This is a genomic window from Rhodovastum atsumiense (assembly GCF_937425535.1).
Lineage (GTDB): Bacteria > Pseudomonadota > Alphaproteobacteria > Acetobacterales > Acetobacteraceae > Rhodovastum > Rhodovastum atsumiense.
Window position 1 is genome coordinate 5,789,314 of record NZ_OW485601.1, and the last position, 13,250, is coordinate 5,802,563.

Genomic DNA, 13,250 nt, shown 5'->3' on the forward strand with positions numbered 1-13,250 from the left:
GCGGGCGGGGCCGGGCGAGATGCTGAAACGCTGGCTGCGCCATCTTCCGGCGATCCTCGGGGTCGTCCTGCTGATCGGCGCCATCTATGTGGTGCAGAAGGAATTCCGCAGCCTCAAGATCGAGGACATCGCCCGCGCGCTGGAGGGAATCCCGCGCGAGGCCCTGGCGATTTCCTTCGGCTGGACGCTGCTGTCCTACGGCATCCTGACCTTCTACGACCGCCTGGGCACCTACTATGCCGGACGGCCGGTCAGCTACGGCAAGGTCGCCTTCGCCTCGTTCTGCGCCTATTCGCTGGCGCATAACCTGGGCTTCGCCGCCGTCTCCGGGGCGGCGGTGCGCTATCGCCTGTACGCCCATTGGGGGCTGACCCCGCTGCAGATCGCCAAGGTGGTGGCGTTCTGCAGCCTCACCTTCGGCCTCGGCGGCATGGTGCTGGGCGGCATCGTGCTGTTTGTCGAGCCCGAGGCGGTGCCGTTCTTCGGCCAGCATCTGCCGACCTGGGTGATGTACGCGATCGGCCTGCTGCTGTGGGCGATCGTCGCCGCCTACATCACCCTCTCGCGGATGACGCCGCATCTGCGCCTGTTCGGGCATGAGATCGAGCTGCCGGGCTGGCGGATGGCGATCGTCCAGGTGATGCTGGCGACGGTGGACGTCGCGGTCACCGCGGCGATCGTGCATGCGCTGCTGCCGGAAGCGCAGGGGATGAACTACATCCGCTTCCTCGGCGTCTACGTCGCCTCCTACACCGCCGGCCTCGCCGCCAATATCCCCGGCGGCATCGGCGTGTTCGACACGGCCATGCTGCTCGGCCTGTCGCCGTACATGGATCCGCCGCAGATCGTCGGCGCGATCGTGGTGTTCCGCCTGTATTACTACATCATTCCGCTGTTCCTCGCCGGCGGGCTGTTCGCGGGCAACGAGATCCTGCTGCGTGGCCGATCCCTGCTGAAAGCGCCGCCGGGACGGCGTGGCGTGGCGGTGGCCCGCTGGAGCGAGCCGGATTTCGTGGTCGCCGCCGTCACCGGCGCCGTCGGTATCTGCGGCGCGCTGCTGCTCGGCCTGGGCGTGCTGCAGCACCGGCCGGATTTCTCCTGGATCGATCCCGATTTCGGCGAAGTCGCCTCGCAGGCCGGCGAATTCGCCCCCAGCCTGATCGGCGCCGCGCTGATGGTCTGCGCCATCGCGCTGTCGCAGCGCGTGACCCTGGCCTGGGGGCTGACCATCGGCCTGCTGCTGCTGGCTGCGGCCTTCACCGTGGTGCAAGGACAGCCGGTGTGGATCCCCGGCCTGCTGGTCCTGGCCGCCCTGCTGATCGCGCCGTTCCGCAGCGCATTCTACCGCCATGCAAGGCTGCTGACCGGCAAGCTCGACGCATCGGTGGTGGTGCCGCTGCTGACGCTGATCGGCTGCGTGCTGGCACTGGTGGCCAACGAGAAGCACGTACGCTGGCTCGCCGACAATTCCTGGTGGGAGGTGGTGCTCTCGCCCGAGTTGTCGAACTCGCTGCGGGCGACGGTGGCACTGGCGGTGTTGCTGGCGCTGCTGGCGCTGTGGCGGCTGCTGCGTCCCGGACGGGTGGGCTATCTGCGCTGGGGCGCCGAGGCGCGGCTGCGCTATGCCTCGCTTGGAACGGATCCGCCAGCCCGCGCCGATGGCATCATCTGGGGCGAGGCGGAGCGCGCCGGCATTCCCTTCCGCCGCGTCGGCCGGGTGATGCTGGGGCTCGGCGATCCGGCCGGGGCCGACAGCGACCGGGTGTCTGCGATCTGGCGCCTGCGCGACCTCGCGCGGCAGGAAGGGCTCACGCCGGCGATCTGGCGGGCGGAACGCGGTCTGCTGAAGGTCTATGCCGACCTGGGCCTGGCCGCGCTGCCGCTCGGGCCTGACGGCATGCCGCTTGGCGACGCCGAGGACGAGGAAGGGCCGCACGCGACCCACTATTTGGTGTGCCGCGCCGAACGCGACCTCAGCACCCTGCTGCCGCTGCTGCCCCAGCTCGACCATCCGGAGCAGGCCGCGGCAGAATAAGGCCAGGGCTCCGCCCTGGACCTGCCGTCGTGCGCACGCACGCGGTCGCGTGACGGCCACAAGGCCCTTGGATCCCATTCGCGCTGCGCGGCACAGAGTATCGGGTTCCAAGGGCGAAGCCCTTGGTGGAGGTCCAGGAGGCAAAGCCTCCTGGCGGGTGCGGGGCAGCGCCCCGCCACTTATTTGGCCCGCGCCTCGCGCATGCGCACCCGCTCGCGGTGCACCGTATAGAGTCCGCTGCCGATGATGATCACCGCCCCCAGCAGGGTCCAGCCATCGGGGAAGGCGGCGAACACCAGCCAGCCCAGGGCGGTGGACCAGATCAGTTGCAGGTAGCTGAACGGCGCCAGCAGCGAGGCGGCCGCATGGCGGTAGGCCAGCAGCATCAGGTATTGCCCGATCGCCGCCACCGTGCCCAGGAACAGGGCGATCCCCAGTTCCGTCAGGGTGGGCAGTTTCACCCCGGTGGGCAGCAGCGCCGTCAGCACGACCAGCCCGGTCAGGGCCGACCACAGCAGCGTGGTGGTGGCGCGCTCGCCCTGGGACATCCGCCGCGTCAGCACCGAGCCGGTCGCCCAGCAGGCCGAGGAGGCCAGCACGATCAGCGCCGCCGGATCGAAGGCGGTGGTGCCGGGCCGCACCACCACCAGCACGCCGAACAGCCCCACCGCGACCGCCGCCCAGCGACGTATCCCCACCTGCTCGCCCAGGATCGGGATCGACAGCAGCGTGATCAGCATCGGCGAGACGAAGCTGACGGCGGCGGCATCGGCCAGCGGCATGCGGCTTGCGCCCAGGATGAAGAAGATCGCCGAGCCGACCAGGCCCAGCCCCCGCAACACCTGCAGCACCGAGCTGCGCGGCCGCTGCAGGCGGCCATCGCTGCGGGCGACCAGGATGACCGCCATCGCCACGAAGCAGACATAGCGGATCCAGGCGATTTCAACCACCGGCAGCGACCGGCTCAGGAATTTCGCCGAAGCATCGGAGAGGCTGAACATCAGCGACGCACCGATGATCAGCGCGACGCCGCGCAGCGGGTTATCGGTTGCCCGCGTTTCGGCGGCGTCCATTTTACGAAATTCCCCGGTGAGTTGCGAAACTCTGTCCGCGGCTCACCGGGGGGTCAAGGCACCCCTGTGCAGGGCAGCATCTCGGCCAGGGCGGTGGTTCAGAGCAGCCGCTTCCAGCGCATCAGCAGCAGCGTGCCGAGCATGGCGACGAGGCAGACCGCGGCGGCGAAGGCGGTGCCCCAGTTATGGTTGGCCCAGAGCAGCCCGCCCGTGTTCATGCCGAAGAAGCCCACCACCAGGGTCGCCGGCATCACCACCGTGGTGACCACGGAGACGATGTAGAGCCGGCGGTTCGTTTCCTCGGCCAGCCGCGTGGTCAGTTCGTCCTGCAGCGCCCGCGCGCGGTCGTGCAGCGCCGCGATTTCCTCGAGCGCGCCGACCAGCACCGTGCGGGCCGCGTCGTGTGGGATCTGCTTCGCCCAGGCCGGCAGTTCCTCGGCGTCCTCGTCCAGCAGCCGCACCAGCGGCGTCAGGGCACGCTTGATGTCGGTCAGGTCGCGCCGCACCAGACCGAAGCGCGGCCCGACGCCGGAAAGATCGGCAGGGAGGCTGCGGTCGAGCAGCGTGTCCTCGGCCGAATCCAGCGAATCTTCCAGTGCCGCCACGCGCCGGCGCGCATCCCGGGCGAAATCGGTGATCGCCCCGTCGAGCAACTCCATCGGCCCGCCCGGCACCGGCCCGGTCCTGAGCGCCGACCACACATCGGCCAGCGAACGCATCGGCCGGCGGCGCGCCGTGATCAGCCGTCCGGGCAGCATGGCAAAGCGCCACCACACAATCTCCTGTTGGTCGGGCCCGGAGGTGCGCGCGAAGCTCGGCAGCACGCCGGCCACCGCCTCGCCATCGGAGACGATGCGCGGAGTCTCGTCCGTCCCGGTCAGCAGCCGCAGCGCGAAGGGCGGGAACACCGGCTCCGCCTCGATGGCGGCGCGGGCCCGGCTATGGACCAAGTCGTAATGCAGCCAGTCCCAGCCCCCCTGCCCCGGCGGACGTGGCTCACCGGCAACCGGCCGCACGTCCGGCGGGAAGGCGACTGCCCAGGCGAGGCCATCGGGCCGACCCGACGTTTCCGGCAGATCCATGCAACGCTCCCGGTGTGGAAAGGGCGCCCCGCCACCGTCATGATCCTGCTGCGGCACATAGCTGCCGCCCGCCGGGTCATGCAAGCGCCGTGGCAGCGCCGGGGGTCAGCCGCTTGCCGCCTCCGCTGCCTCGCGTTCCAGCGCCGCCCGCGCGAACACCGCGGAGATCCAGGCGAACAGCACGCTCGCGGTGCTGGCGATCAGCGTGTTGTCGGTGACCGAATGCACCGCGAACATCAGGAACACCAGGCGCATGATCACCTTGTCGATGCGCGGCATCACCCGCGTCCAGTGCCAGCACCACAGCGCCATCACCACGATCAGCAGCACGAGCCCGAACCAGCCGCCGTCCACGCCGATGCGCAGGTACTCGTTATGGGCGGCAGTGGTACCGAGCAGCTTCGCCGTCAGGCTGTCGGGATCGACCACCACCTTGCCCGCGCCCACGCCCCAGCCGAACCAGGGCGACGCGTCCCAGGCCGCCTGGAAGAACGGCCAGATGATGTCGCGCCCGCTGAGCGAACGCGCCTCGCCCGACAACACGCTCAGCAGCCGCAGCGAAGATCGGCCGCTGGCCAGCGCCACCGCGATCGGCACGACCATCGCCCCGGCGAGCAGCGGCAGGACCCGCCGCATCGGGCCGAACGCCTCGGAGCGGAGGAAGAAGAAGCTGAAGCCGATGACCACGGCGGCGCAGAACAGCGGCGCCCGCGCGCCCGAGGCGACCAGGATCACCCCGTTCAGCGCGATCAGCCACAGGTTCACGATCCGTCCGCCGCGCCACAGCTCCAGCAGGGCGGCGTACATGCCGGTCATCGCGAAGGCGCCGAGAAAGGCAGGATGCGTGGAGCCGGCCAGGCGCAGCGAGCCCTCGGTGACCATGAGCACGTCGCGCAGCCCCGCGCCTGCCAGCGCCGCGCCGAACAGCACCGCGAACGGTGCTGCCCAGATCGTGGTCGCGATCACCGCGGCGCACCAGCCCCGGGTCAGGCGCGCGAAGGAAAACGCATAGGGACCGGCCGATCCGAGCAGCGTGCGCAGGCTGTCGCCCAGCGTCAGCCCCGGCAACAGCCCATGGCCCACGCCGGTCACGAACATCACCGCGAAGGCGAAGCCGGGATTGAACAGATCGAGGCGCAGCCCGGTGCGCAGGACGCACAGCCCCGCCAGCGCCAACCCCCCCAGTTTCACCATCCCGGCCATGGTGGTGCCGAGCGCCGGGCTGGTGATGTCGGCGACCCACATCTCCGGGCTGGAAGCGGCCACCAGCATCCAGGCCACCGTCAGCGCGGTGGTGAACGGGACGGCGAATGCCCCGAGGCAGAGCAGCACCCCTGCGCCCAGCAGATAGGGCACCAGTTGCGGATTCCACAGCGACAACCCGGCGAAGGCCAGGATGGTCAGCACGGCGGCCGTGACGATCACGGTCTGCGCCACGTGATGGTCGATGAAGACGGGGGTGGCCGGCCGCATGAGGGGCCGGGTCATGGTGCCTTGCTGAAAGCGGATGGTGGCATTCCTAGTCCCGGTAGTAGCCGCCATAGCGCGGATGGTACACCTCGGAATCGGTGTGCCCGCCGCGCACATGCGCGCGCGGATCGACCCGCGTCATCACCACCCCGATCACCCGTGCATCCGCCTCGTCGAGCAGGTCGAGCGAGCGCGACACCACGCTGCGTGGCGTCTCGCGCCAGCGCACGCACAGCAGCGTCGCATCGGCGCAGCGCGAGATGATGCGCGCATCGGTCATGGCGAAGACCGGCGGCGCATCCAGCAGCACCAGGTCGTAGCGACCGCGCACGTATTCCATCGCGCGGCTCATCGCATCCGACATGAACAGGCCGAGCGAATTTACGCGGTTGCTGCCAGCCGGGATGAAATCCATGTCGGTCAGCCGGTCGCGCCGGATCACCTCCTCGAGCGTCGCCTGCCCGAGCAGCAGGTCGGCGATGCCGAGCCCGTGCTCGGCGCGCATGATCCGCCCGAAGCTCGGTTGGCGGATGTCGCAGTCGAGCACCAGCACGCGTTCGTTGTTCAGCGCCGCCGACCGGCCGAGGGCGATCGCCGTGGTGGTCTTCGCCTCGCCCGGCCGCGCCGCGGTGATGGCGATGATCCGGGGATTGCCGTTGTCGAGCCACAGCCCGGCCCGCAGCGCGCGGATCTGCTCAGCGAAGGAGGAATGCGGCTTGCGCACGACGTAGTCCTCCAGCCGCGCCCGCCCGAGCAGCCGCGCGCGCACCTGCGGGATCAGCGCGAAGCAGGGCAGCCCCAGCACGGCGCGCACGTCATCGCCGCTGCGCAGCGTGCTGTCGGAAACGTCGAGCAGGTAGACCACCAGCAGGCCGAACAGGATGCCGAACACGGCGGCCGCCGGCATCAGGATCTTCATCCTGGGAAAGCTCGGCTCGGCCGGCACCAGCGCCGAGGAGATCACCCGCGCGTCGGGCTTCTCGATGGCGTTCTGCTGCTGGGTCTGCTGGATGCGCGCCAGCACGGTCTGCAGCAGCGTGCGCGAGGCCTGCAGGTCGCGATCCATGGCATTCAGCGGAAGCTGCGACTGCGCTTTCCGATCGTATTCGGCCTGCGCCAGTTTCAGGTTCTGCTCCAGCGAGGCCACGCGGGCCCGGGCCGCGCGCACTTCGGCGTCGCTTGCCGCCACCACGCGCGTGGTTTCGTTGCCGACGCTCTGGCGCAGGTCGGCGATCTGGTTGCGCAGGCTGAGCACGTCGGGGTGACGCGAGCCGAGCCGCGAGGTCAGCGACTGCAACTGGGCGTTCAGCGTGTCCATCTGCGTGCGCATCTGCACCACGCTCGGCGCCACCGCCGCCTGTGCCTGCGCGCCGCGGCCGCCGCGCGCGGCATCCAGCTTTCCTTCTGCCTGCGCAAGTTCGTTGCGGGCCTGCAGCAGATCCGCCGACACGCGGCTGACCTGCTCGGTGTCGAGCGCGGCCTGCACGCCCTGCACCAGCCCGGTCCGGGTGCGATAGGCGGTGACCTTGTCCTCGCTGAGTTGCACTTCCCGGCGCAGTTCATCGGCGCGGGCCTGCAGCCAGGTGGTGGCGTTGCGCACCGCATCGAACTTCAGGGCGAGCTGGTCGGCGATGTAGTATTCCAGCATGGCGTTCACCGCGTCGGCGGCAAGCTGGCGGTCCTCGGTGGTGAAGCTGACGTTCAGCACGTGCGATTGCCGCACCACGGTGACTTCCATGGCGTTCTGCACCGCCCGCACCACCGACTGGCGCACCTCCACCGGGTTGGGCGGGGGCCTGGGCGCGGGCAGCAGCAGGTCGGCGAGCGCGGGCAGCACCGGCCGCAACACCGTATCCAGCCCGTCGCGCAGCATCTGCACGGCGGATGCGAAGATCGAAGGCGGCCGCAGGGTCCAGTTGAATTCCTGGCTGTTCATCAGGCCGAAACGGTCGATCAGGCGCTCGGTCGCCTGCTGGCTGCGCACGATCTCGGCCTGGCTTGCCATCACCGCGTCGGTCATCGGATCGACCCGCAGGATGCTCTGCAGTTCCTGCGCGGCATAGCTTTCCGGCTCGTAGACCGCGGTACCGGTCGCGGTGTAGCGCGGCGCCATCTGCTCCAGCACCACGAAGGCGATGACCGGGATCGCCACAGCGCAGAGCACGAAAGCCCAGATCCGCCGGCGCAGCATCGACAGCACCACCGAGACGGCATGGGCGGCGAGATGCGGCGGATCGCCGCCCCCCGCCACGCGCGTGCGCCGCTCGGGGGCGGGACCGGACGCTGCCCCGCCCGGGACATGGAGCATCTGCGTCTCTTCGCTCACGGGGGGGTCAGTAGGCATTCTTCATGCGCAGCACGATCACCGCCGTGCGGGCGAGGATCTTGAGGTCGAGCCACAGCGACCAGGAGTCGATGTATTCAAGGTCGCTCTCGACGCGGCGGATGATGCGGTCCTCGGTGCGGGTCTCGCCGCGTAGCCCGCGCACCTGCGCAAGCCCGGTCAGGCCCGGCCGCACGCGGTGGCGAGCGGCGTAGCGTTCCACCACCTCGTCGAAGGTCCGTCCTGCCGCGCGCGTGCCCGGAGCGTGCGGCCGCGGCCCCACGATCGACATTTCCCCGCGCAGCACGTTGAAGATCTGCGGCAGCTCGTCAAGCGAGGTGCGGCGAAGAATGGCGCCCACCCGTGTCACCCGCGGGTCGTTGCGCGTCGTCTGCTGGCGCGCCTCGTGATCCGTCATGTGGTGATACATCGTGCGGAACTTGAACATCCGGAAATCGCGATTGCCGAAGCCGGTGCGCCATTGCCGGAACAGCACCGGGCCGGGGCTGTCGAGCTGGATCGCCAGCGCGATCGCCAGCATGGGAATCGCGCACAGCACCAGCGCCACCGAGGCGATCACCAGGTCCTCCACCCGCTTCACCACTCCCCTCGCGCCGCTGAGCGGCGGATGCGCGATCGGCAGCAACGGGATCGCATCGCCGCGGGCGGGCAGGCCGATGCCCGGCCCAATGGGCGGGATGTCGGGAACGAAGCAGATCTCCACAGGATAGTCAGCCAATCGCATGATGAGATCACCGATCCGCCATTCTTCGGTGCAGGGCTGGGCCAGGACCACGCGATCCACCAGGCCCCGTCGCATCAGCATAAACACGTGCTCGACCGGTCCCAGATGCGGCGGCATCACCTGCTCGTCATCGTCGTCGGGACCGACGGGGATCTCATCGCCGAGCAATCCGACGACGCGCAGTCCGCCCGGGCGCGTCACGCCGAGATGGCGGGCCCGCCTCGCCCCCGCCGGCCCGAGGCCGACGATGACAGTGCGCGGGCCGAAGCGCTGGCCGGCATCGCGCAGCACCGCCGCGGCCAGCAGGCCCCGTTCCACGGCCAGCAGCGGCAACATCACCGCGGCGCCCGTGACCGTCCAGGCGGTCATCACCTCTCCCGCTCCCAACAGCACGGCGGTAGCCAGCCACACGATCGCGAGTGCCGCGGCGGCGGCGGCGAGGGCCGATGTCACCTGCGCGGCGGTGTCACACAGGATCGTCATCCGGTAACCGCCGCTGCCGGCAATGGCGGCGATGCACAGGGGTGGCAGCAGCAGCCCGGCATGCGTGGCCAATGGTTGCATTTGCCCCGGCGCCAGCCAGCCCGTCACGCCCGCCGCCAGCACGCAGACGAGCAGGTCGAGCAGCAGCACCAGCGCGGCAAGCAGCGCGGGAGCCACAGGGGATCGGCCGAAATCGGCCGGACGCAGGGAAAAGGCCACCACCCCGGGCGCAAGCGCAACGGAGTGCACGGATCCGCCGAGACGGCTCATGGTGTTGTCCATCACTCTTGATCGGGACGGCACGGAACGGGGCCCAGGACTGCCGCTGAGAATCCGCTCAGGGGGGCAACGCGGATTAAAATCAGAAAGTTCTTTTGCGACGCAACATCGCTGAATCCACGTAGAAAATGCATCCAGCCGTACCTTTGAAGTCACACACAGAGTTGCACCGGCGAAATTGACATGCATTCAGCGCGTTAACAGATTTAAACCCATTGTTTGTTCACATTTTTTTGTTCATACAGGACGATCTCGGAAGCCGAAACTTCCAAGCGCGGCAGCGATACTGGGACGCAGTAGCAATAATGCACCGGGAATATACACGCTCATGCCGACGCCGAGTCGGCAAGCCATAACCGCGAGGGGTGCCGTGGGCTCGCCCAGCGCCCGCGGCACCAGCAACGCCGCGGTGGTGGCGGCGGCAGCCAGCAGCAGGGCCGGCAGCCCCGGCCGCAGCAATGCCAGCACACTGCCCTGCAGGATCCGCCCGTTCACCACCAGCATCGGTGGGATGACAACTGCCTGGGCGCCAACCCAGACCAGGGCGGCCATCGCCGGCGTCTCCGGCCGCAACAACAGCACTCCCGCCGTCATGATCGCCAGCGTTGCCACGCTGCTGGCCAGGGCCGGCAACGTGGCGCCCCGCGCCAGCAGCGCAACCGAGGTGGGAAAAGCGAGGAAGGTGTAGCAGGCCAGCAGGATCAGTGGCCCCGCCGCCGTGGCCGCCGGCGCCCAGCCGGGGCCGAGCAGCAGATGCACCAGGGGGTCGATGATCACCAGCAGCGCCCCCATTGCCGGGAACAGCACCACGCCGGAGAGCTCGACCAGACGTGAAACGGCGCGCCGCAACGCCGGCAGGTCACCCTGTCGCTCCGAGAGGCTGGGCAGGCTCAGCCGCCACATCGCCGTGCAGGCCAGCTCGCGCACGGTGTCGACCAGCCGGAACGCCATGTGGACCTGTCCCAGCGCCGCCGGGCCCGCGGTGCCGCCGATCAGCACCGCGAACAGGCGGTAGCGCCCGTTCACCACCAGCGTGCTCGCCACCAGCGGCGCGCCGAAGCGCAGCAGCGCCAGGACCGGGGCGAGTCGCAGCACCGGCCGCGGCCGCCAGCCACCGCCCAGCAACAGGGCCAGCGCGCCCCCCAGCGAGGTGGTCAGTTGCTGCAGCACCAGCGCCCAGGCGCCGGCCCCGCCCCAAGCCAGGGCCATGCCGACCAGCGTGCCAAGGCCCTGGCCGAGCAGGGTCCGTCCGGCCAGCACGCGGTACTGGCGCTGGCGCGTCAGCAGGCCCTGCATCGCCCCGCCCGCCCCCACCAGCGGCAAGGTTGCCGCCAGCACCAGCGTCATCGCCAGGAGGCGCGGATCACCGATCGCCGCCATCACCGCCCAGCCGGCCGCCACCTGCAGCCCGACGCCGATCACGCCGCCCAGCACCGAAGCCCAGAAGGCGCTGGACGCCTCCTCGTCGGTCAACCCGGCGCGCTGCACCAGCGGGTCGGCGAACAACCCGTTCACCGCCACCCAGACCAGGATGTGGACCGCCACCGCGGCCGCGCCGACACCCAGTTCCGCCGGCCCGACGATGCGGGCGATCACGAAAGCGGAGACGAAAGACAGGGCCGCGGCCACCGCCGCCTCGAGGCCCGACCAAAAGACATTGCTTTTCAATATCCGCATCAACCGCATCCGGGTCCTGTCCATGACACCGGCACGGCCGTCACGTCCGCGCCAGGGGCGGCAACGCATGGCGACCTGTTGCGCTTCCTGGCATGCTGAGCATGTCGGACCGCACCTCTTCTCCCCCCTCTATCGCCGCCCTGATCCGCGCCGTCCAGCTTCCACGCGGATTGAGGGCCAAGGGAACGCCTCGCGTGCGCCTGCATGAACTCGATCGCGCCAAAGGCATGGCGATCCTGCTTGTGGTGCTCGGCCACCTGGTGGCGCGGGACAATCCCGTGGGCGTGACCTGGTACGAGCCGCTGCGAATCGCGATCTACCTGTTCCACATGCCGCTGTTCATGTTCCTCAGCGGCTATCTCGCCTTCCGGATGGGCACGGCGCGGGTGGATCTGGCGCTATGGCCACGCCTGGTGCGACGGCGGGCGGTGCGGCTGCTGGTGCCGTTCCTGGCCTTCGGCCTGGGCACCCTGCTGGTCAAGGTGGTGGCGGCGCAAGTGGCGCCGGTCGACAATCTTCCCACCGGATTCTGGGTAGGGCTGCGCGACCTGCTGTGGGATACCTCGCGCAGCCCGGCCACCGCGGTCTGGTTCGTGTTTGTCCTGTTCGTCTATTCGGTGATCACGCCGCTGGTATTGGCGTTGCCACGCGGGCGGCTGTGGCTGGTGCTGCTGGCCGGGGTGCTGTACGTGCTGCCCGTCGGGCCGCCCTTCTACCTCGACCGTATCTGCACCTTCTTCGTTTTCTTCGTCGCCGGCGGGCTGGCGGCGGAGGCGGGGCGCGGCTGGCTGCGGCGGATCGATGCGGCCTGGCCGTTCGCGCTGGCGGCCCTGGCGGCGGTGGCCGTGCCGGTGGCACTGGGCTGGATCCCCTTCGACTGGCGCGTGGCGCTCTGGCATTTCCCCTACAAATGGGCGCTCCTGCTCGCGGGGCTGCTGTCACTGCCGGCCATTCACGGGCTCGCGCGCGCGATGGGACGCAGCGCCGCGCTGGAATTCCTCGGCCGCGAGAGCTTCGTCATCTACCTGTTCAACACGCTGTTCATCGGGGCAACGAAGGCGGTGTTGCTGACGGTGCTGGCCTGGAACGCCACGGGCTTCCCGATCATGGCGGTCGCGCTGATGGCGGCGGGCACGTTCGGGCCGATTGCGCTGAAGGGACTGGTGCTGCGGCGGATCCCCGTGCTCGCGCGCATGACCGGATAGGGCATGCGTGAAGGTGCATAGCCTGACCGTGACGCGGCCGCATCGATCCCGTGAAAAGGTGGTACGATGTGGCAACATCAGTCACAACTGCCGGAGGAACGTTCGCGCAATATAGGCGATTGAGGAGGAAACGTTATACTCAACCCGGAACTGTCATCAGTCTGGGAGCCAGTCAACTGTGACTTCATTTCTGCGTTCACTGTTCACTGTGACGTTACTGATCGGGTTGCTGGCGGCCTCTGCATGCAGCTCACCCGGATCCCGCCTGCCTCCGGTTCCCGCCGTGACCTTCGAGGATTACAAGCTCGGCCCGGGGGACCAGATCCGCATCATCACCTTCTCCGACGAGCAATTGACCGGCGACTTCCGGGTGAACGACAGCGGCACCATTGCTCTGCCCTTGCTCGGACAGGTGCGGGCCGCCGGGCTGACCACCAACCAGCTCGCCGATGAGGTTGCCGCGACGCTGCGCAGCAAGAATCTCTATCGCGATCCGTCGGTCGCGGTGGAAATCATTGCCTACCGACCCGTCTTCGTGCTGGGCGAGGTCACCCGGCCGGGCCAGTACCCCTACCAGCCCGGCATGTCCGTCGTAACCGCGGTGGCCGTGGCCGGCGGCTTCACCTATCGCGCGGTCGAGGACTCCGCTTCCATCGTGCGGCTGCAGGACGGCAAGGCGACCGAGTACCGGGCCGGGCGTCAAAGCCTGGTGCAACCAGGAGATGTCATCACCATCTTCGAGCGCCGGTTCTGAAGGCGGCTCATCCTGTGCCGCCTGGCGCCGGGGGGATCTCTCCCCGGCGCGTCCGCGTCGTAACAGGATACGCAAGTGTAACATCCCTGTTGCGCCATCAGCCTGGATCATTGCAAATGACTGA

General features: G+C 69.2%; 9 protein-coding genes. 3 read left to right on the top strand and 6 right to left on the bottom strand.

Features of this window, described 5'->3' with window-relative positions; all coding sequences use genetic code 11:
- Nucleotides 1-19: 19 nt before the first annotated feature.
- Nucleotides 20-2,035 (top strand): lysylphosphatidylglycerol synthase domain-containing protein, encoded by a 2,016-nt coding sequence (locus NBY65_RS26100; RefSeq protein ID WP_150042201.1) that lies wholly within the window; start codon nt 20-22, stop codon nt 2,033-2,035.
- Nucleotides 2,036-2,214: 179 nt separating this feature from the next.
- Here NBY65_RS26100 and NBY65_RS26105 read toward each other — a convergent pair whose 3' ends face one another.
- The 6 genes from NBY65_RS26105 to NBY65_RS26130 form a co-directional block, all read right to left on the bottom strand.
- Entirely contained in the window at nt 2,215-3,108 is an 894-nt protein-coding gene (locus NBY65_RS26105) for a DMT family transporter (RefSeq protein WP_150042202.1), read from the bottom strand.
- A gap of 98 nt (nt 3,109-3,206) precedes the next feature.
- On the bottom strand, nt 3,207-4,190 hold the full coding sequence (locus NBY65_RS26110) for a CorA family divalent cation transporter (RefSeq protein WP_250265743.1): 984 nt from the start codon (nt 4,188-4,190) through the stop codon (nt 3,207-3,209).
- Between the two features lie 105 nt (nt 4,191-4,295).
- Nucleotides 4,296-5,678 (bottom strand): O-antigen ligase family protein, encoded by a 1,383-nt coding sequence (locus NBY65_RS26115; RefSeq protein WP_162530653.1) that lies wholly within the window; start codon nt 5,676-5,678, stop codon nt 4,296-4,298.
- 31 nt (nt 5,679-5,709) lie between these two features.
- A complete protein-coding gene (locus NBY65_RS26120; RefSeq protein WP_162530654.1) occupies nt 5,710-7,968 on the bottom strand; it encodes a GumC family protein in 2,259 nt (752 codons plus the stop codon).
- A gap of 25 nt (nt 7,969-7,993) precedes the next feature.
- Nucleotides 7,994-9,481 (bottom strand): exopolysaccharide biosynthesis polyprenyl glycosylphosphotransferase, encoded by a 1,488-nt coding sequence (locus tag NBY65_RS26125; RefSeq protein WP_162530655.1) that lies wholly within the window; start codon nt 9,479-9,481, stop codon nt 7,994-7,996.
- 246 nt (nt 9,482-9,727) lie between these two features.
- Nucleotides 9,728-11,167 (bottom strand): oligosaccharide flippase family protein, encoded by a 1,440-nt coding sequence (locus NBY65_RS26130; protein WP_162530656.1) that lies wholly within the window; start codon nt 11,165-11,167, stop codon nt 9,728-9,730.
- 194 nt (nt 11,168-11,361) lie between these two features.
- On the opposite strand from NBY65_RS26130, the gene NBY65_RS26135 reads away from it, so the two are divergent.
- Together NBY65_RS26135 and NBY65_RS26140 are read left to right on the top strand one after the other, a co-directional pair.
- Nucleotides 11,362-12,372 carry an acyltransferase family protein gene (locus NBY65_RS26135; protein WP_162530657.1) on the top strand — a complete coding sequence of 337 codons (1,011 nt, stop codon included), beginning with the start codon at nt 11,362-11,364 and terminating at the stop codon, nt 12,370-12,372.
- A 283-nt stretch (nt 12,373-12,655) separates the two neighbouring features.
- On the top strand, nt 12,656-13,126 hold the full coding sequence (locus NBY65_RS26140; protein WP_239002876.1) for a polysaccharide biosynthesis/export family protein: 471 nt from the start codon (nt 12,656-12,658) through the stop codon (nt 13,124-13,126).
- Nucleotides 13,127-13,250: the final 124 nt, after the last annotated feature.

Bases quoted from the DNA above. Each gene is read 5' to 3' on its own strand.
- NBY65_RS26100 (WP_150042201.1), top strand. From the start codon at position 20: ATGCTGAAACGCTGGCTGCGCCATCTTCCGGCGATCCTCGGGGTCGTC.
- NBY65_RS26105 (WP_150042202.1), bottom strand. From the start codon at position 3,108: ATGGACGCCGCCGAAACGCGGGCAACCGATAACCCGCTGCGCGGCGTC.
- NBY65_RS26110 (WP_250265743.1), bottom strand. From the start codon at position 4,190: ATGGATCTGCCGGAAACGTCGGGTCGGCCCGATGGCCTCGCCTGGGCA.
- NBY65_RS26115 (WP_162530653.1), bottom strand. From the start codon at position 5,678: ATGACCCGGCCCCTCATGCGGCCGGCCACCCCCGTCTTCATCGACCAT.
- NBY65_RS26120 (WP_162530654.1), bottom strand. From the start codon at position 7,968: ATGCTCCATGTCCCGGGCGGGGCAGCGTCCGGTCCCGCCCCCGAGCGG.
- NBY65_RS26125 (WP_162530655.1), bottom strand. From the start codon at position 9,481: ATGAGCCGTCTCGGCGGATCCGTGCACTCCGTTGCGCTTGCGCCCGGG.
- NBY65_RS26130 (WP_162530656.1), bottom strand. From the start codon at position 11,167: ATGCGGATATTGAAAAGCAATGTCTTTTGGTCGGGCCTCGAGGCGGCG.